General features: G+C 58.1%; 20 protein-coding genes. 17 read left to right on the top strand and 3 right to left on the bottom strand.

Annotation, left to right across the window (positions count from 1 at the left end; all coding sequences use genetic code 11):
- Nucleotides 1-77: 77 nt before the first annotated feature.
- The 6 genes from istA (at nucleotide 78) to IE061_RS10615 (ending at nucleotide 5595) form a co-directional block, all read left to right on the top strand.
- Complete coding sequence (gene istA / locus IE061_RS10640) at nucleotides 78-1577, top strand: IS21-like element ISPst3 family transposase (protein WP_193461581.1); 1500 nt, start codon at nucleotides 78-80, stop codon at nucleotides 1575-1577.
- Complete coding sequence (gene istB / locus IE061_RS10635; protein ID WP_010454871.1) at nucleotides 1570-2373, top strand: IS21-like element ISPst3 family helper ATPase IstB; 804 nt, start codon at nucleotides 1570-1572, stop codon at nucleotides 2371-2373. The genes istA and istB overlap by 8 nt, the downstream gene beginning before the upstream one ends.
- 427 nt (nucleotides 2374-2800) lie before the next feature.
- On the top strand, nucleotides 2801-3244 hold the full coding sequence (msrB, locus tag IE061_RS10630; RefSeq protein WP_003464965.1) for a peptide-methionine (R)-S-oxide reductase MsrB: 444 nt from the start codon (nucleotides 2801-2803) through the stop codon (nucleotides 3242-3244).
- 1 nt (nucleotide 3245) lies between these two features.
- Entirely contained in the window at nucleotides 3246-3785 is a 540-nt protein-coding gene (gene msrA, locus IE061_RS10625; protein ID WP_003464967.1) for a peptide-methionine (S)-S-oxide reductase MsrA, read from the top strand.
- Between the two features lie 140 nt (nucleotides 3786-3925).
- Nucleotides 3926-4630 (top strand): glutathione S-transferase N-terminal domain-containing protein, encoded by a 705-nt coding sequence (locus tag IE061_RS10620; protein ID WP_003464969.1) that lies wholly within the window; start codon nucleotides 3926-3928, stop codon nucleotides 4628-4630.
- On the top strand, nucleotides 4627-5595 hold the full coding sequence (locus IE061_RS10615) for a magnesium and cobalt transport protein CorA (protein WP_003464971.1): 969 nt from the start codon (nucleotides 4627-4629) through the stop codon (nucleotides 5593-5595). The genes IE061_RS10620 and IE061_RS10615 overlap by 4 nt, the downstream gene beginning before the upstream one ends.
- Before the next feature lie 204 nt (nucleotides 5596-5799).
- Here IE061_RS10615 and IE061_RS10610 read toward each other — a convergent pair whose 3' ends face one another.
- A complete protein-coding gene (locus IE061_RS10610; RefSeq protein WP_016487060.1) occupies nucleotides 5800-5967 on the bottom strand; it encodes a hypothetical protein in 168 nt (55 codons plus the stop codon).
- A gap of 75 nt (nucleotides 5968-6042) precedes the next feature.
- Here IE061_RS10610 and IE061_RS10605 point away from each other — a divergent pair, with 75 nt between their 5' ends.
- From IE061_RS10605 to IE061_RS10595, 3 genes are all read left to right on the top strand, one after another.
- Nucleotides 6043-7056 (top strand): zinc-binding alcohol dehydrogenase family protein, encoded by a 1014-nt coding sequence (locus IE061_RS10605; protein ID WP_002118279.1) that lies wholly within the window; start codon nucleotides 6043-6045, stop codon nucleotides 7054-7056.
- Nucleotides 7057-7128: 72 nt separating this feature from the next.
- Nucleotides 7129-7560 (top strand): GlcG/HbpS family heme-binding protein, encoded by a 432-nt coding sequence (locus IE061_RS10600; RefSeq protein ID WP_005006001.1) that lies wholly within the window; start codon nucleotides 7129-7131, stop codon nucleotides 7558-7560.
- 58 nt (nucleotides 7561-7618) lie between these two features.
- Nucleotides 7619-7912 (top strand): DUF1330 domain-containing protein, encoded by a 294-nt coding sequence (locus IE061_RS10595; protein WP_003464978.1) that lies wholly within the window; start codon nucleotides 7619-7621, stop codon nucleotides 7910-7912.
- A 325-nt stretch (nucleotides 7913-8237) separates the two neighbouring features.
- Here the strand turns inward: IE061_RS10595 and IE061_RS10590 are convergent, their stop codons facing one another.
- On the bottom strand, nucleotides 8238-8708 hold the full coding sequence (locus IE061_RS10590) for a TlpA family protein disulfide reductase (protein WP_003464979.1): 471 nt from the start codon (nucleotides 8706-8708) through the stop codon (nucleotides 8238-8240).
- A gap of 467 nt (nucleotides 8709-9175) precedes the next feature.
- Here IE061_RS10590 and IE061_RS10585 point away from each other — a divergent pair, with 467 nt between their 5' ends.
- The 5 genes from IE061_RS10585 (at nucleotide 9176) to IE061_RS10565 (ending at nucleotide 12028) form a co-directional block, all read left to right on the top strand.
- Nucleotides 9176-9778, top strand: coding sequence for a sulfite oxidase-like oxidoreductase (locus IE061_RS10585; protein ID WP_003464980.1), 603 nt, complete (start codon nucleotides 9176-9178; stop codon nucleotides 9776-9778).
- Complete coding sequence (locus IE061_RS10580; RefSeq protein WP_002118292.1) at nucleotides 9771-10517, top strand: ferredoxin reductase; 747 nt, start codon at nucleotides 9771-9773, stop codon at nucleotides 10515-10517. The genes IE061_RS10585 and IE061_RS10580 overlap by 8 nt, the downstream gene beginning before the upstream one ends.
- A 453-nt stretch (nucleotides 10518-10970) precedes the next feature.
- On the top strand, nucleotides 10971-11243 hold the full coding sequence (gene grxC / locus IE061_RS10575) for a glutaredoxin 3 (protein ID WP_005005995.1): 273 nt from the start codon (nucleotides 10971-10973) through the stop codon (nucleotides 11241-11243).
- A gap of 67 nt (nucleotides 11244-11310) precedes the next feature.
- Nucleotides 11311-11592: a DUF427 domain-containing protein gene (locus tag IE061_RS10570; protein WP_003464986.1), complete on the top strand. Its 282-nt coding sequence runs from the start codon at nucleotides 11311-11313 to the stop codon at nucleotides 11590-11592.
- Nucleotides 11593-11761: 169 nt separating this feature from the next.
- Complete coding sequence (locus IE061_RS10565) at nucleotides 11762-12028, top strand: hypothetical protein (RefSeq protein ID WP_193461580.1); 267 nt, start codon at nucleotides 11762-11764, stop codon at nucleotides 12026-12028.
- A gap of 860 nt (nucleotides 12029-12888) precedes the next feature.
- On the opposite strand, the gene sdhC is transcribed toward IE061_RS10565, so the two are convergent.
- A complete protein-coding gene (gene sdhC / locus IE061_RS10560) occupies nucleotides 12889-13263 on the bottom strand; it encodes a succinate dehydrogenase, cytochrome b556 subunit (protein ID WP_005005993.1) in 375 nt (124 codons plus the stop codon).
- A gap of 273 nt (nucleotides 13264-13536) precedes the next feature.
- On the opposite strand from sdhC, the gene cysS reads away from it, so the two are divergent.
- The 3 genes from cysS to luxS all read left to right on the top strand — a co-directional run bounded on the left by cysS (nucleotide 13537) and on the right by luxS (nucleotide 17627).
- Complete coding sequence (gene cysS, locus IE061_RS10555) at nucleotides 13537-14901, top strand: cysteine--tRNA ligase (protein WP_016913628.1); 1365 nt, start codon at nucleotides 13537-13539, stop codon at nucleotides 14899-14901.
- A gap of 41 nt (nucleotides 14902-14942) precedes the next feature.
- The gene (gene thrS, locus IE061_RS10550) at nucleotides 14943-16958 is read left to right on the top strand and encodes a threonine--tRNA ligase (protein WP_193461579.1); all 2016 of its coding nucleotides are present in this window, start codon (nucleotides 14943-14945) and stop codon (nucleotides 16956-16958) included.
- 144 nt (nucleotides 16959-17102) lie between these two features.
- Nucleotides 17103-17627, top strand: a complete 525-nt coding sequence (gene luxS, locus IE061_RS10545) for an S-ribosylhomocysteine lyase (protein ID WP_081137179.1) — start codon at nucleotides 17103-17105, stop codon at nucleotides 17625-17627.
- Nucleotides 17628-17654: the final 27 nt, after the last annotated feature.

Here is a 17654-nt window from a genome sequence, read left to right as displayed (position 1 = left end):
TCTGCCGACTGAAAACTGACCCAGGTGTTCAACTGCTTCTGCTCAATTTTTGAGCAGGAGAACACAGGGTGATCAGTATGGAAATGATGGGCAAAATTCGCCGGATGTATTTCCGCGACAAGCTGTCGCTGCATGAGATAGCCAAGCGCACCGGGTTGGCGCGCAACACGATTCGCAAGTGGGTCAGAGCACCTGAGGCCAAGCCGCCGGTCTACCAACGCCGCGCGATCTTCAACAAATTCAGCCCTTTTCACGCCACGCTGGAGCAGGCGCTAAAAGCCGATTCGCTGCGGCCCAAGCAACAGCGGCGCAGTGCCAAGGCGCTGTTGGCGCAAATCAAAGCCGAAGGTTATGACGGTGGCTACAGCCAGCTCACCGCGTTTATCCGTGCCTGGCGAGGGGGACAGGGCAAGGCGTCGCAGGCCTTTGTGCCGCTGACCTTTGCTCTTGGCGAGGCGTTTCAGTTTGACTGGAGCGAGGAAGGCTTGCTGGTCGGCGGCATTTACCGGCGTATGCAGGTGGCACATCTGAAGCTGTGTGCCAGCCGTGCGTTCTGGCTTGTGGCGTATCCGAGCCAGGGCCATGAGATGTTATTTGACGCCCATACACGCTCGTTCGGCTCCTTGGGCGGCGTGCCGCGCCGGGGCATCTACGACAACATGAAGACCGCCGTCGACAAGGTCAATAAGGGCAAAGGCCGGGCGGTGAATGCGCGCTTTGCGGTGATGTGCGCGCATTACCTGTTCGATCCGGACTTCTGCAACGTCGCCGCTGGTTGGGAAAAGGGCATCGTTGAAAAGAACGTGCAAGACAGCCGCAGGCGTATCTGGCTAGACGCCCAGGACTGCCAGTTTCACTCCTTCGAGGAACTCAATGCCTGGCTGGGCCAGCGCTGCCGCGCGCTTTGGAACGAGCTGACGCACCCTCAATACAGCGGGCTGAGTGTGGCCGAAGTGCTGGAGTTGGAGCGCGCTGAACTGATGCCTGTGCCAGCGCCATTCGACGGTTACGTCGAGCGGCCTGCGCGGGTCTCCAGCACCTGCCTGGTCAGCGTCGGGCGCAACCGCTACTCGGTGCCGTGTGAGTATGCGGGTAAGTGGGTCAGCAGCCGTTTGTATCCGACGCGAATCGAGGTGGTGGCTGACGACGCGCTGATCGCCAGCCATGTCCGCTTGCTGGATCGCGACCAGGTCAGCTATGACTGGCAGCACTACCTCCCGCTGATCGAACGCAAGCCCGGTGCGCTGCGCAACGGCGCGCCCTTTGCTGATCTGCCGGCGCCGCTGCGTCAGCTTAAGCACGGTCTGGGGCGTCATGCCGGCGGTGACCGGATCATGGCGCAAGTTCTGGCTGCCGTACCGGTCGCCGGGCTCGATGCGGTGCTGGTGGCTGTTGAGCTGGTACTGGAAAGCGGCAGCCTGAGCGCCGAACACATCCTCAATGTCGTGGCGCGCCTGGCCGCGACCGAACCACCACCCAGCGTCGAAACCCACTTGTCGCTCAAGGAAGCCCCCGTCGCTAACACGGCGCGCTACGACCGCCTGCGTGGCCAGACCGAGGAGATCGGTCATGCGTGATTTGATGGCGGAACTCAAGGAGCTGCGCCTGCACGGCATGGCCACGGCCTGGGCGGAGTTGACTGCGCAGGGTGAGTCGAACACAGCCTCGTCCAAGTGGCTGCTCGAACACCTGCTGGAACAAGAGCACACAGATCGCGCCATGCGCTCGGTGAGCCACCAGATGAACATGGCCAAGCTGCCGATGCACCGCGACCTGGCCGGCTTCGACTTCAGCGCCTCCAGCGCAGACGCTCGTTTGATCAGCGAACTGGCCAGTCTGGCCTTTACCGACACCGCGCAGAACGTGGTGCTGATCGGTGGGCCTGGCACCGGTAAAACCCACCTGGCCACTGCGCTGGCCGTGTCCGGCATCACCCGGCACGGCAAGCGCGTGCGCTTCTACTCCACGGTCGATCTGGTCAATCTGCTGGAGCGCGAAAAGCACGACGGCAAAGCCGGGCGGATCGCCCAAGCTCTGCTGCGCATGGATCTGGTCATCCTCGACGAACTGGGTTATCTGCCCTTCAGCCAGGCCGGCGGTGCGTTGCTGTTTCACCTGCTATCCAAGCTGTACGAACACACCAGCGTGGTGATCACCACCAACCTGAGCTTCGCCGAATGGTCGAGCGTGTTCGGCGACGCCAAGATGACCACCGCCCTGCTGGATCGGCTGACCCACCACTGCCACATCGTCGAAACCGGTAACGAGTCCTATCGCCTGCAACACAGTAGCTTGGCGGCCCAGGCCAAGATCAAATCACGGGAGCGAAAGCGTAAGGGCGGCCAGGAACCGGAGGACGATGAGCCGTTCTGATTTCATGGCGACGACGGCCTGCTACATGGCTGCGTGTGGCAGGTCTTAAACAACTGAACTGGGCTAGCGAAGGAGTGGGGGCAACAGCAGCTGCGCTGGTAGACTTATCCACAGTTGCTGGTAACAAAATCAGCAATCCGCCCTGGGTCAAATTTCAATCGGCAGGGTGGGTCAATTTTCCATCAGCGCCAACAACACTGTATTATATAATCGTGCTTTTGTGTTATTTTTTTAATATTTACTGATTACGTACTTGCTTAACCACTCAGTTGCGCTAGAATTAATAGACGCGAAATTTAAATCTCTAATTTTCCAACACTTAGTAAAACCTCGTTTGCCATCCCACTACCATTGTAGGAGCAAATCAGGAGACATAAAAAATTAGCGGTAGCGTGCCTGGCCCTCTAGATAAGTATTGGAGACTGTAATGAAGTTTGAAAAGTCACAGACAGCAATCGACCACCTGACTCCCGAGCAACACCGAATTACCCAGGAGGCGGGCACCGAAAGGCCCTTCACGGGCGAGTACAACGACAACAAGGAGCCTGGCATCTACGTCGACATAGTGTCGGGAGAGCCACTGTTCGCTTCGACGGACAAGTTCGATTCGGGTACTGGCTGGCCCAGCTTCACCAAGCCGATCGTTTCGGCAAACGTGAACGAGGTGCGGGACAGCGCACACGGCATGGTCCGGACGGAGGTCAGGTCAGTACACGCAGACAGTCATCTCGGCCATGTGTTCCCCGATGGTCCTTCCGACCGCGGCGGTCTGCGGTACTGCATCAACTCAGCGTCCCTTCGCTTCATCCCGCGCGACGAGATGGAGTCCGAGGGATACGGTGAATATCTCGATCAAGTAGAGGAGGCTTAACATGCATCAGCGCGCTGTTCTCGCAGGAGGATGTTTCTGGGGCATGCAGGACCTAATCCGCAAGCGGCCCGGCATCATCTCGACCCGTGTGGGTTACACGGGCGGCGATATTCCGAACGCCACGTATCGTAATCACGGCACGCATGCCGAGGGGATCGAGATTGTCTTCGACCCGACAGTGACGAGCTACCGGAACATCCTGGAATTCTTCTTCCAGATCCACGATCCGACGACGCTGAACCGCCAGGGCAATGATCGTGGGCTCTCCTACCGGTCGGGCATCTATTATGTCGACGAGGAGCAGAAGCGCGTCGCCGAGGATACGATCGCCGATGTGGATGCCTCGGGGCTGTGGGATGGCAAAGTGGTGACCGAGGTCCAGCCGGTCGGCGAGTTCTGGGAGGCCGAGCCCGATCACCAGGATTATCTGGAGAAGCGCCCGGGCGGCTACACCTGCCACTTCGTCCGTCCCGGCTGGGTGCTTCCGAAGCGCCAAAAGGTTGACGACGTACAGCCAGCGGCCGGGACCGCGGCGGAATAGGCTTCACTGCCGTTGCCACTGCGCCGATCCGGTCCGCAATCTTCGTGACCGCGTCGTTCAGCGACGCGGTCATCGAACCCTACTTCAGAGTGACGGCTCGTTCCAGTCAGTCGCCATCGCAACACCAGGATCGCAGATTTATGCCAGACCTCTCGTCCTTTCCGATCACGCAGCGCTGGCCGGCATCTCATCCCGATCGCCTGCAACTCTACGCAGCCCCTACGCCCAATGGCGTCAAGGTCTCGATCATGCTTGAGGAGACTGGCCTGGCGTACGAGCCCCACCTGATCGACATCTCGAACAACGAGTCGAAGGATCCGGCGTTCGTGTCGCTGAACCCGAACGGACGCATACCGGCGATCATCGATCCGGCTGGCCCTGACGGTAGACCCATCGCCTTATGGGAATCCGGTGCGATCCTCCTCTATCTGGCCGACAAGACGGGTCAGTTCATCTCCACCGAACCAGGCCAGCGTTACGAGACCCTAGCGTGGGTGTTCTTTCAGATGTCGGCCATCGGGCCGATGTTCGGTCAGCTCGGCTTCTTCCTGCGATTTGGCGGCAAGGACTATGAGGACAAGCGGCCGCAACAGCGCTTTATCGACGAATCCACGCGTCTGCTGGGGATTCTGGATCGCCGGCTGGAAGGCCGCGACTGGATCGTCGACGACTATTCGATCGCGGACATCGCGACGCTCGGCTGGGTGAATGCGCTGGTGGAATTCTACGCTGCGGGTGACATCCTTGGCCTCAGCAGCTTTTCGAACGTCCGCGCATGGCTTGGACGCGGGCTGGCTCGACCGGCCGTCCAGCGTGGCCTCCACATTCCCGCGAGGCCAGCATGAGCATCATCGCCGCCTATTATTACAACGAAGGCAAGCGAGTTCGCGAAATCGCGCTCGATGAGCACGTCAAGTTGGGCGAGAGTCGCTCGGGCTTCTGCTGGATCGCGCTTAGCGAACCCACCCCCGAGGAACTACTCGCGATCCAAAGGACATATAATCTTCATCCGTTGGCGATCGACAACGCGATGCACCCGCTGTGCCCGCCCAAGCTCGAGGTCTACAACGATGAGTTGTACGTCGTCGCGCAGACCGCCGAGCTGGTCGGCGACCGGATCAGCTACGGCAAGATGGCGATCTTCACCGGTCACAATCACCTTATCACCGTGCGGCACGGCAATGCCGGAGCGCTGGGCAAACTTCGGGAGCAACTCGAGGCATCGCCGACGCAGTTCGGCAAGGGTGTCGACTATGTGCTGCACGCGATCTTGCATCGCGTGGTCGACCAGTATCTGCCCATCTTCGAAATGATCGAGGACGACGTCCTGGCGATGGAGCGACGGTCGCTGCACGATTTCCTCGGGCCAGAAGAGGTGGCGCGAATCTTCGAACTAAGGTCCGAACTCACGCGGTTCCAGCGCACGCTCGGGGCTATGGCCGAGCTGGTGCGAAAGCTCGTTCGCGGCCACTTTCCCTGCATCAGCGCCGAAATGACACCATATTTCCACGACGTCGCGGACCATGTCCACCGCGTGCAGTCCATGGTCGACGGCCTCCTGCTTGTCCTGTCCACGGTCTTTGAGGCCAGCAGCCTTCTTGAAGCGCAAAGGACGGGGGTGATCACCCGCCAGCTGGCGGCTTGGGCGGCAATACTGGCAGTCCCGACGGCGATCGCTGGAATATACGGCATGAACTTTAAGCACATGCCGGAGCTGGACACGGCCTACGGATACTTTGTCGTGCTCGGAGTGATAGCGATATCGTGCGTTTTCCTATTTGTGCGCTTCAAGAAGGCTAAGTGGCTGTGAATACTGCCCATCGTTTTCTTCGCCGTCATCTGACGGTTACAGCGGGCCTTATACGGAAGCTTGTCCAATCCAACTCAAGATGAAGGTGCGTCCATGACATAGCAGCTGACCGACGCTCTACAAGCAGTTCAGTCCTTCATCGCCAAGGGCTAAGACCGCGAATAGCGCGTCAAGGACAGCAATCTCGTCGATCTCGAGCCAGGATCAACCATCGGTCCGTGCGGCATCTGCGTCGACGCGGCGTTTCGCCTCGGAAGCGGTGATGATGGCGATAACGCCTCCACCCTCTACGCGATCACCGATCCGGCGACCGAGCATAAGGGCCTGTTGATCGACGTGTTCGATGAAATCTGCTACCGCGACCCAGTTCAAGAGTCGGGACCTCAATGTAGAAGAAGTTGACTAACGAGCATTCGCGTCATCCGATCAAGCAAGCTGGAGACATTTATGAAAGCCATTGGTTACAAGGTTCCGGGACCCATCGCCGCGGATGCCGCGCTGGTCGACATCAATCTGCCTCGGCCTGTCGCTGCAGGATACGATATCCTGGTTGAGGTGAAGGCCGTCTCGGTCAACCCGGTCGACTACAAGGTCCGCAACAGCACGCCGCCGGCAGATGGCGATTGGAAGGTGCTGGGATGGGATGCCGCCGGGATTGTGCGCGAGGTCGGCCCCGACGTCACGCAGTTCGAGTTAGGCGACGAGGTCTATTATGCCGGATCGATCACACGGCCCGGTACCAATGCGGAGTTCCATCTCGTCGACGCCCGGATTGTCGGTCACAAACCTGCGTCGCTCTCCTGGGCGGAAGCGGCGGCGCTGCCGCTGACGACGTTGACGGCCTGGGAGGCGATGTTCGACCGCCTGGACGTGGCGAAGCCCGTACCCGGTGCGGCGGAGGCGATCCTCATCATCGGTGGCGCGGGCGGGGTTGGGTCGATCGCCGTCCAGATCGCGCGACAGCGCACGGACCTCACCGTCATCGCCACAGCCTCTCGACCGGAAACCCAAGAGTGGGTAAGAGGGCTTGGAGCTCACCACGTCATCGACCATTCTCGTCCGCTCGCGCCACAGATCGCCGAACTCGGCATCGGTGCTCCCGCTTTCGTCTTTTCGACCACACATACCGAGCAACATGTCGCCGACATCGCCGAACTGATCGCCCCACAAGGACGGTTCGGACTGATCGACGATCCCAAGGCATTCGATATCATGGTTTTCAAGCGCAAGGCGGTGTCGATCCACCACGAGCTGATGTTCACGCGGTCGATCTACGGCACGCCCGACATGAATGAGCAGGGCGAGATTCTGGATGCGATGGCAGCGCTGGTTGACGACGGCAAAATCCGCACGACGCTGACCCGGCGACTGTCGCCGATCAATGCCGCCAATCTGAAGACGGTGCATGCACTGATCGAAAGTGGCGCGGCTAAAGGCAAGATCGTCCTCGAAGGCTTCTAACGACCGCGATCGCCAAACATCTTGTCCAACCTCAAAAAGCCGAACGGGTTATGCCCCAGCGATGAGAATCCCATGACCAAATCTATTGCCACCGCCTCGATCAACCGCGAAACCGCAGTCGCCCTCATCGACGCGGCGCTCGCTGCGGCCCGTGCCATCGGCATCCCGGCTGCCGTCGCCGTCGTCGACGCCACCGGTAACCTGCGCGCGTTCGAGCGCACCGACGATGCGCCGTTCCTTACCGTCGATGTTGCCATCGACAAGGCCTGGAGTTCCGCCTCGTTTGGGTTCCCGACCCATGTCTGGAACGACTATGTGACCAACGATCCAAAAGTGGCGCCGCTAGCCTATCGCCCTCGGATGGTCGCTGTCGGCGGCGGTTATCCGATTCTGGAGGATGGGAAGTTGATCGGCGGCATAGGCATCTCCGGAGGCAACTATCAGCAGGATCAGGATGCGTGCGTCGAGGCACTCATGAAAATCGGGTTCCAGTTGCCAGCCTGACGACTGTGAGGCCATCACCGGTGGTAATGGCCAACAGATCCAACCTTTGAGAGGCCTAATGATGGAAGCGTTCGTCGTCTTTACGCGGGAAGAAACCAGCGACCCACATGCACTCGCAACCTATTCTGCAGGCGTCGGACCATCGTTCGATGGTCACGACGTTACCTTTCTCGCCGCTTATGGCGCGATCCAGCATTTGGAGGGGCCGCCCATCGAAGGGGCCGTAATCTTGCGTTTCCCGACGATGCAGGCCGCTCGCGACTGGTATGACAGTCCCGCCTACCAAACCATCGCTGCTCATCGCTTTGCCGGTTCCCGTTACCGCGCCTTTATCATTGAAGGGCGGCGGTGACATACCGACAGAAGCACTTCGGCGCTGACCACGAGGTATCGGCGTGTGAACTCGCATCTTGGGAATCTGTGGGGGGGACCAAGACAGCGGCGCTAGGGGCTCATATCGTCGATCGGATCAGAGAGTTGCTCGGCGAGAATGGGTTATCTATTGCCGAGCTGACGGAGCGGAGCCGCCCTCTCCCAACGGATTGATTCAATCGTTGACGCTCCTCCTATCCGGATCCGGGTTTTCGCACGCTGATCAACAGAGTTACAGCGCGCAACGCCTGTAGTGGGCATCAGGGGATGGGTGGCAATCAGGATGATTGCCCACCTTCCAACGATTAACCTTGCTCAAGTTGCTTCACTAGTCGCTCCGCGTCGAGATGGAAGTCCGAGAAAACAATGCTACCGCCAGCGTCGATAACCGTAAACCACGGAGTTCCTCGTGTGCGGTAGTCTTCCATGAAGGTTGGAAACGGCGAGCCGGTCGGTTGCTCGTCGTGACCGAAAACGATAGGAAGCTCATACTTGAGCTGGTTCACGCGCAACTTCTCGAAGGTATTCTCATGCGTTCCTTCGAAGACGGTCTGGATCACTGCGAACCCCACGTCTTTTGAGCTCAACGCTGCATGCAACTTTTGTAGCGTCGGAAACCCATGCAAATGGCAACCTTGGCACCAATGCTGGAAGGCAAACAAGATTTTCGGGCCGGGCCCGATATCTGACAGTTTGAACGGCGCGATACTTTCCCCATCTTTGCCAATCCATTTTTGCACCCGCAGCTCAGGCGCTTGTCGTTCGATCTCGTTCATCTGATCCTCCAACCCCGATACAGAAGCTTAGTGGATGATCGCGCGTCGCGACGGTGCGCGAACGTCCGACCTTATTTTCCCTATTTCCTGAAGCCAGAATAGATCAGATCGACATTTCGTCCTTAATATACTCAAGCTGCCGGCGAGCGCGAACTGGGCAACCATGCGCTGGTGAGCCTTGAGCTTTGCACGCTGCCCATCCGTTTGAGAGCGAACCTGCAACTTCCGCTCCGCATACCGCAGATCAGCGTACGCAGCCTTGGGGTTATCTACCCTATAGCCATTGGGTATTGGGAATCATGCTGGCCTGACGCTATGTTCGATACGCGATTTTTTACGATGATAGAGCATCTGTATCTGATTTTTAGTCGATTGGCTTATTCGGCGGATGTGCGGGCAAATGCTTTACGCAGAGTACTGAAATGAAGGCCGGCTTCGGTCTGCCGTATCGAGCAAGAGGGGTCACTATGGTCACCAGAGGTTTCACCGGTCGCGGTTCAGGCGACCAGTCCGATCGGATTCCGCCAGGTCAGCATCTGGTGGAGGATTTCCCTGTTCTGTCGGCCGGCCCTACGCCGAGGGTAGAGCCCTCCGACTGGAAATTCACAGTCAAAATTGGTCCGAAGCCCGTCAAAACGTGGAATTGGGGCGAATTCAACACTCTACCAAAGACCCAGGTGACAAAGGATATTCACTGCGTCACCTCTTGGTCCAAACTGGATACCGTTTGGGAGGGTGTACTCATTGAAGACATCCTTGCAGATGCAGAGCTTGATCGGCCTACCGATTTCGTCTTGGCGCACTGCTACGATAATTATTCGACAAACGTCCCTCTGACGGATCTGCTTTCCGGGAAAGCGATGGTCGCCCTCAGTTATGCGGGCAAGCCACTTTCCCGCGATCATGGGGGGCCGGCGCGTCTTCTAGTGCCGCACCTTTACTTCTGGAAATCCGCCAAATGGGTGAATGCGCTGCAATTCACGACGCGTGACGAGGCCGGCTTTTGGGAGCTGCACGGCTATCACATCTACGGCGATCCGTGGCGCGAACAACGATACACCCATGACTGAAAACGAAGCGCAAGTCCGTTCGTGGCAATCATGCGTGATCGACGACATCATCCAGCAAACACCGAGTATCAAGAGCTTCTTCCTTCGGTTGAGCAAGCCGTTCGCGCACACCGCAGGTCAGCACGTCGATATCCGGCTGACCGCGCCCGACGGCTACAGTGCAATGCGCAGCTACTCGATCGCGTCATCGGCAGTTTCGACCCCGATCGTCGAGATAGCTATCGAGCGCATGCCGGATGCCGAAGTTTCGCCGTTTTTTCACGACATCGCGGCGATTGGTGACGAAATCGAAGTTCGCGGTCCGCTCGGTGGCCATTTCCTTTGGCCTGAGCCTGCCATAGATCCGGTTCTGTTGATCGGGGGAGGCTCCGGCCTCGTGCCGTTGATGGCAATGATCCGGCAGCGCCGCGCATTGGCCCAAGCCGTTCCGACAGCGTTGCTCCTGTCCGCACGAACCGCCGAGGACGTTCTCTTCTCAGAAGAACTTCATTGCATCGAAATCAGCGATCCGGCGTTCGTCCTGGCGCTCGCGATTACGCGCGAGAAACCGGTTCGCGCATCGGACTTTGCGCGACGGATCGACGGCATGATGGTCCAAGAAATTCTAACCAGGCTTCAGGGAAAGCCGACGCAAGTGTTCGTCTGCGGGTCTAACGGATTCGTCAACATCGCAACCGATAGCGCGCTGCTGGCGGGCTTGGACGCCTCCATCATCAAGACGGAGCGCTACGGGGGCTAGCGGCGCGAGCTATCTCACGTCGCGCCGATCGTAGACGTGCGCCCTGGGAAGCTTTGGCGATCAACGTGAACCGTTTTGCCGAACACAGTCTTCGTACCCCCCGGCCTCTAGAACGCCTTCGCTCGCGATACCTGGCTCGACATCAAGCTCAATTTGAAAGTTCCTGCACTATCCGTCGTCCTGATATGCTCGACCAGCATGATGGGCGATTCGAGCGGGACCGCTTCCGTCCCAATCGAGGCTCGGTTACCTTAGAGCATCGGCTCGGCGCTACAGGAGGCGCGTGCGGCCTCTGCCTGGCGGTGAAAGCACTTTGGGCCATGTCGCCTGGATAGCGGCCAATCGTCAGCATCTGCTCCGATGTCGGCCAAGGTGCAGTCGCCATCTTTGAACGCCGCGAATTGGAGATCAACGCCATGACAGCGATCCGCGTGCAACTGCCGGAGATGCAATATGACAACTGATGTATTGCTGTACACCACGAATTGGTGCCCGTTCTGCCGCCGAGCGAAGGCGCTCCTCAAGGAAAAGGGCGTGCGATGGAAGGAGCTCGATATTGAGGCGGATCCGGCTCACCGGCAGGCCATGGCGGAAGCGTCGGGGCGAAGCTCCGTGCCGCAGATCTTCATCAATGGCACCCTTATCGGTGGCTCCGATGAGCTATTCGCGCTCGATGTCAGAGGCGAGCTCGACAAACTTCTCGGGCGCAACCCGCCTGCCACCTGAGGAGGTGCGGCTTGGGGCAGCCAGCCCGCGAGCCTTCGCCGGTTGATGAATACAAAAGGAGAGTCCGTTGGTCTCAGCCATCTGGAAAGACACTACTATCGCCACAAGCGACGAAACAGTCATCGTCGAGGGAAATCACTACTTCCCACCGTCAGGAGTCGACCTGAGCCTGCTTGAGATGAGCCCGCACACATCTGTCTGTCCGATCAAAGGCGCCGCGCGCTTCTTTCATGTTCGCGCGGGTGACGCGCTCAACGTGAACGCCGCTTGGACCTATCCCGCCCCCACTCCGGATGCCGAGGGTATCCGGGATTACATCGCTTTCTGGAAAGGCGTGGACGTTGCCTAGCAGACTGGACGGACGACTTCGCTGATAGCCATGCGGGCGCCGACATCTCAATTATCCTGCCCACCCCGGGCCTCGTCGGCTGCAGGAATCTGCCCGGCACCTTAGCGCGACCCGGCACTGGCGGTCTCGCACCCGCCGCGCCTCTGTTCTATCAATAAGGATGGATGACATGGAGCATTCCGAGTTCGATGCCGTTTTCGCGAAGCTTGCGGAGGGATACAGAGAAGGGACTTATGAAGGCCGGCGTTTCAGCTTGATCGTCCGGCGATCTGGGGACGGACGTCGCAACAGTCTGTTCGCCAGGGAGTTGGACGGGACTGACATTGTCAGCTTCAACCTCTTCCGCGTTACATCAGATAGGACATTGTTGAAGCCGTGCGAAATGTCCGCCGAAAAGGTCGTAGCGTTCGTGCTGGAGTTCCGACCGGACACCTGACGGGCAGAAGAAGATCCCGGCCAACCGGCGCGCCTGCGACGGCCGGCTATCTAAGGCTGCGCAAGCCTATAGCCGCAGCTCATTGCACTTCGTCTGGCGAGGAATTCAACATCGATACGTCGCCATCCGCGGGGATATCGGTACAGGCGCCCGTGTAAGCCAGATTGAGAAATCCTAAGCGATGACTAACACCAATGACGCCACCCTTCCGACACATTCTATTCTTGAGGAATGCACAGCGATGGCTGTCGTCAACGCTCTGAAGATTATTCTGAAGAACAGCTACGCGATCTACCTTAAGACAAAAAATGCCACTCGGGCGCATCCCGCCCCTACTTCAGGGACTTTCACTTGCTTCTCGCTCTGTCACTCACAGCATCGGCACGCCCATGACGCATGGTATCCAGGCCTCATAATTTTCCCATATAACCTTCTTGTCTTTTGCGCACCCAGAAAGACTCGAGGCTTTAACTGGACAGATGAGCCCTCGAGGGTAGTGTTCACCTGATTGGCTTTCTCATATCTGATGTTGATTCGCACAGTGTGCCAACCAGGTGATAGTTTCAAAAAACCTGCGCTTCAGAGCGAATTAGACGATCTTCGATAAGAGCGATCCGCCTCAAAATCCAAAACATCTAACATTGTCCTAGAGCCATATTTGTACCTAGTACTATGGCGCTCCCATTAACACATTTGATGATGCACAGAAAACTTAGCTCATGATAGCTTTCAGCTAACAGCTATTCGGAAGCCCGAAAGGATTCAACCGTTTAAGCGTGAACCGTCGATTATAAATACTTTCGTAAGTTAGCTTTAAAGGACGCTTTTAGTCCTTGTAAATACGCATTACGACTCCACAGCTACCAAATCCATACGGCGCCAGCAACCATTAAAACACCCGACACTACTAAAACAATAGTAGAGGCGCGATTGCTGCCTTTCAAAGTATGACCAACACCCACATCCATAACTAGGTGTCGAATTCCGGCTACGAGATGATAAATAAATGAAGAGTATACCAACCAGAAACTAACTTTGCCGAAAGGTGAAGAAAAAATCTCCTTGACTTCATTAAAACCCTTTTCTGACTCCAACGATTTGCTCAGCATATACAGTATCAGTCCCAGAAAAATAAAGAGCATAATTCCTGAAATCCGGTGCAGAATCGATGTAAGCGCCGTGAGAGGAAGCTGAATGGTTCGAATATCAAGATTAACCGGCCGCTTTTTATTCATTTTGACTCCAGTCAACAATTCTAGTGGGGGATTTCAGTTTTCGATCTCATTCATCATAGCAGCTGTAACTAAGGCTGGCGGCGACAATAATGGAGATATTCGGGGCTTACGTTGCATTTTGAGGTCGCAAGTGCATGTGCGTAAATTGAAGCAAATTGCAAGGTTATGCCCAATAGGTAGCTAGCTTATTAATTTAACTGTCAATGGCCATTAATTTTGACCCATAGCTCGTTGACATAGCTCGTTGACATAGCCCTTTAACACAGGACATCCATGGAACTCTTCAACACGCTGACGCGCCAACGCGAACGCTTGCGTACCCAACGGCCCGATCAGGTGACGCTCTACGTATGCGGCCCAACTGTCTACAACTACGCGCATATCGGTAATGCGCGTCCTGCCGTCGTGTTCGATCTGCTCTCTCGCGTGCTGCGTCACGACTACCCAAAGGTGATTTATGCGCGCAACTTCACCGATGTGGATGACAAGATCAACGCGGCCGCCTCGGCTGCTAATGTGCCCATTCACACCATCACGGAGCGTTTCATTGCCGCTTACCATGAAGACATGCAAGCGCTGGGCGTGCTGGCTCCCGATCTGGAGCCCCGAGTAACGGACCACATTCCCGCCATCGTGACACTGATCGAAACGCTGATCGAACGCGGACATGCCTACGTAGCTCAGGGGCATGTGCTTTTTCACGTTGCGTCTTATCAGGCGTATGGCGCACTCTCACGGCGTCGCCCTGACGACATGTTGGCGGGCGCCAGGGTAGAGGTCGCTCCCTACAAACGCGACCCTCTGGACTTCGTCTTGTGGAAACCCTCTGCGCCGGATCAACCCGGCTGGGACAGCCCTTGGGGGCGTGGTCGTCCCGGCTGGCACGTGGAGTGCAGCGCCATGATCGGACAGCACCTGGGAACGACCATCGATATTCACGGTGGAGGTCAGGATCTGATCTTCCCCCACCACGAAAACGAAATTGCCCAAGGGACGTGCGCTCACGACACGCTGTATTGCCATACCTGGGTACACAACAGTTTTGTCACGGTGGATGGACAAAAAATGTCGAAGTCTCTGGGCAATGTTCTGCTCGTGCGCGACCTGCTCTCCCAGGCCCCTGGCGAAGCGATCCGTCTGGCTCTGCTTTCGACCCACTACCGCCGCCCACTGGACTGGAATGACGAGCGCCTGTCACGAGCACGCCACACCTTGACCCGGCTCTATCGCCCCCTGGCAGAGGTAGAAACGCTGGCCGTCGAACATTCCGCTCAGCCGGACACCAGACTGCTGGAGGCGCTACGAAGCGACCTCAACGTCTCTGAGGCGCTTACTCGCCTTCAAGAACTGCGCAGCGCGCTGGAAGATGCCGACAACGATACCCAGCGGGCACGCGCCAAGGGCAAGCTACTAGCGTCGGCGCGGTTGCTTGGGCTCCTGCAACAAACGCCTACACGCGCGCTGGCTCCCTCTCAACCAGCGCTACCCGCCCGGCAGATAGAAACACTCATGGCGGAGCGTGCAGAAGCCCGGCGACAGGGCGACTTCGCTCGGGCGGATGCGCTGCGTGATGCCATCTGGCAACTGGGTGCCGAGGTACGCGACACCCCCGAAGGCCCCCGGTGGCAGCCACACTGAACGTTACTCCGCCCGTTACCACTGACCATGAGAAGCTCCACATGCCCCATACGCCCCAGGCGCCAGACACACTCGTCACGATCACCCTGCCGGACCAGCAACAGCTCCAGTTGGCATCTCCTACCAGCGTGGCCAACGTAGCCGCTGCCATTGGCCCGGGCCTGGCACGCCGCACGTTGGCCGGCCGCGTCAACGGCGAGTGGGTCGATGCCTGCGATCCCATCACCCAGGATGCCGAGGTTGTCGTCATTACCGATCAGGATCCTGACGGTCTCGATATCATCCGCCACTCCTGCGCTCATCTGCTTGGGCACGCCGTCAAACAGCTCTACCCAGAAGCTGAAATGGTGATCGGCCCCGTCATCGAAGATGGCTTCTATTACGATATTGCCTACGCGCGCCCCTTCACGCCGGAGGATATGGCCGCCATCGAAACGCGCATGAAAGCGCTGATCGACCAGGAGTACGAGGTCGGCAAGCAGCGTGTTGCCAGAGATGACGCGCTAACGCTCTTTCGTCAGCGTGGCGAAAGCTATAAGCAGCGCTTGATCGAAGAGCTGCCGGATGAACACTATCTGGGGCTCTACTTCCATCAGGAATACGTCGACATGTGCCGCGGCCCCCACGTGCCCAACACCCGGTTTCTCAAGCACTTTACGCTGACCAAACTGTCGGGGGCCTATTGGCGAGGTGACGCACGCAACGCACAGTTGCAGCGTATCTACGGCACTGCCTGGGCAGACCGCAAGGCGCTCAAGGCGCATCTGCAACGCCTGGAAGAAGCAGAAAAACGCGACCACCGGCGCCTGGGGCGCCAGCTTGGGCTCTTCCACTTTCAAGAAGAAGCCCCGGGCTCGGTCTTCTGGCACCCCGATGGCTGGACGGTACTGCAGACATTGATCAGCTACATGCGACGCCGCCAGCAGAGCAGTGGCTACGTCGAGGTCAATACGCCCGACATGATGGACCGCAGCCTATGGGAAACCTCTGGGCACTGGCACAACTATCAGGAGCACATGTTCACCACGAACACGGAAGACGGCCGTGCCCTGGCACTCAAACCCATGAACTGCCCCGGCAGTGTGCTGCTGTTTCGTCACGGTCTGAAGAGCTATCGAGACCTGCCCATTCGCATGGGAGAGTTTGGCAAGGTACATCGTTACGAGCCTTCGGGGGCGCTCCACGGGCTGCTGCGTGTTCGGCACTTCACCCAGGACGATGCCCATATCTACTGCACCCCCGCGCAAATGAACGAAGAGTGCCGCCGCGTCGTGGCGCTGGTGCTCGATATCTATCGCGAGTTCGGTTTCGAAGACGTGAATCTGAAACTGTCTACCCGTCCCGCCAACCGCATGGGCAGTGATACCCTATGGGATCAGCTCGAGGACGCGCTGACCACGTCCCTCGACAGCATGGACCTGCCGTACCAGATCAACCCCGGCGAGGGGGCCTTCTACGGCCCCAAGCTGGAGTTCGTGCTGCGTGATGCCATTGGCCGCGACTGGCAATGCGGCACTTTGCAAGTGGACATGAACCTTCCCGAACGTTTCGGTCTCGACTACATCGACGAACAGGGCCAACGGCAGCGTCCGGTACTTTTACACCGCGCGCTGTTCGGCTCTCTGGAGCGTTTCATGGGCATTCTGATTGAGCATCACGCTGGCAAGCTGCCGCCCTGGCTGGCCCCTCGACAAGCGGTCGTTCTGTCGATCACCGAGGCGCAGGCGGACTATGCCGCTACGCTGGCAGAAGCTCTTTGCGGCGCAGGCATTCGCGCTCACGCTGACGTTCGCAATGAGAAGATCGGCTATAAAATCCGTGAACAGACGCTGCAATGCCTACCGTTTCTGCTGATCGTCGGCAAACGCGAAGCTGCGGAAGGTAGCGTCACTCTGCGTCAACGGGACGGCACGGAATTGGGAACGTTGCAGGTAGATGCGGCCATCCGCCTGTTGGCAGATCACACCCAGCCCCCCGACCTTGCAGCTCGGCAACGGGCGCAAGCCGAACGCCTGCAACGCCTTCGCGCTCCCATCCACACAGAAGAAACGGTATGAAAGCAGAGACTGATTGATCTATCTCATTCACGACTGAAGCGCCAGCGGGAGCGGGTGGACCCCCAACCACGAGAAGCCCGTGAGCCGCTGGTCAGTGGCTATCGTGGTACCATGCCATACCGTTTACCGTCACCTGGAGGCAACATGCCACTACTTGATAGTTTTACCGTCGACCACACCATCATGAATGCCCCCGCCGTGCGGGTTGCCAAAACCATGACCTCGCCTTCCGGCGACACCATCACCGTTTTCGACCTGCGCTTCAACAAGCCCAATGACACCATGATGGGCGAAAAGGGCATTCACACGCTGGAACACCTATTCGCAGGCTTCATGCGCCAGCACCTCAATGACGAGCACGTCGAGATCATCGACATTTCGCCCATGGGCTGCCGCACTGGCTTCTACATGAGCCTATTGGGAAGCCCCAGCGAATCCCGCGTCAGCGAAGCCTGGCTGGCCGCCATGCACGACGTGCTGGCCGTCAAACGCATGGAAGACATTCCCGAACTCAATGAATATCAGTGCGGCACCTTCGTGATGCACTCATTGGAAGAGGCACAGCAGATCGCCCAAGAGATCATCGACCAGGGCATTGGTGTGAACAAAAACGAAGACCTCACTCTGAGTCGTGAGCGGCTGGCCAGCCTGGGCAACGCGCCGAGCTAGCGCTCATTTCTCTTTGCTACACGTCAC

Source organism: Vreelandella hamiltonii (assembly GCF_014651795.1).
Classification (GTDB): Bacteria; Pseudomonadota; Gammaproteobacteria; order Pseudomonadales; family Halomonadaceae; genus Vreelandella; species Vreelandella hamiltonii.
This window is presented reverse-complemented; position numbering and strand designations above follow the sequence as displayed.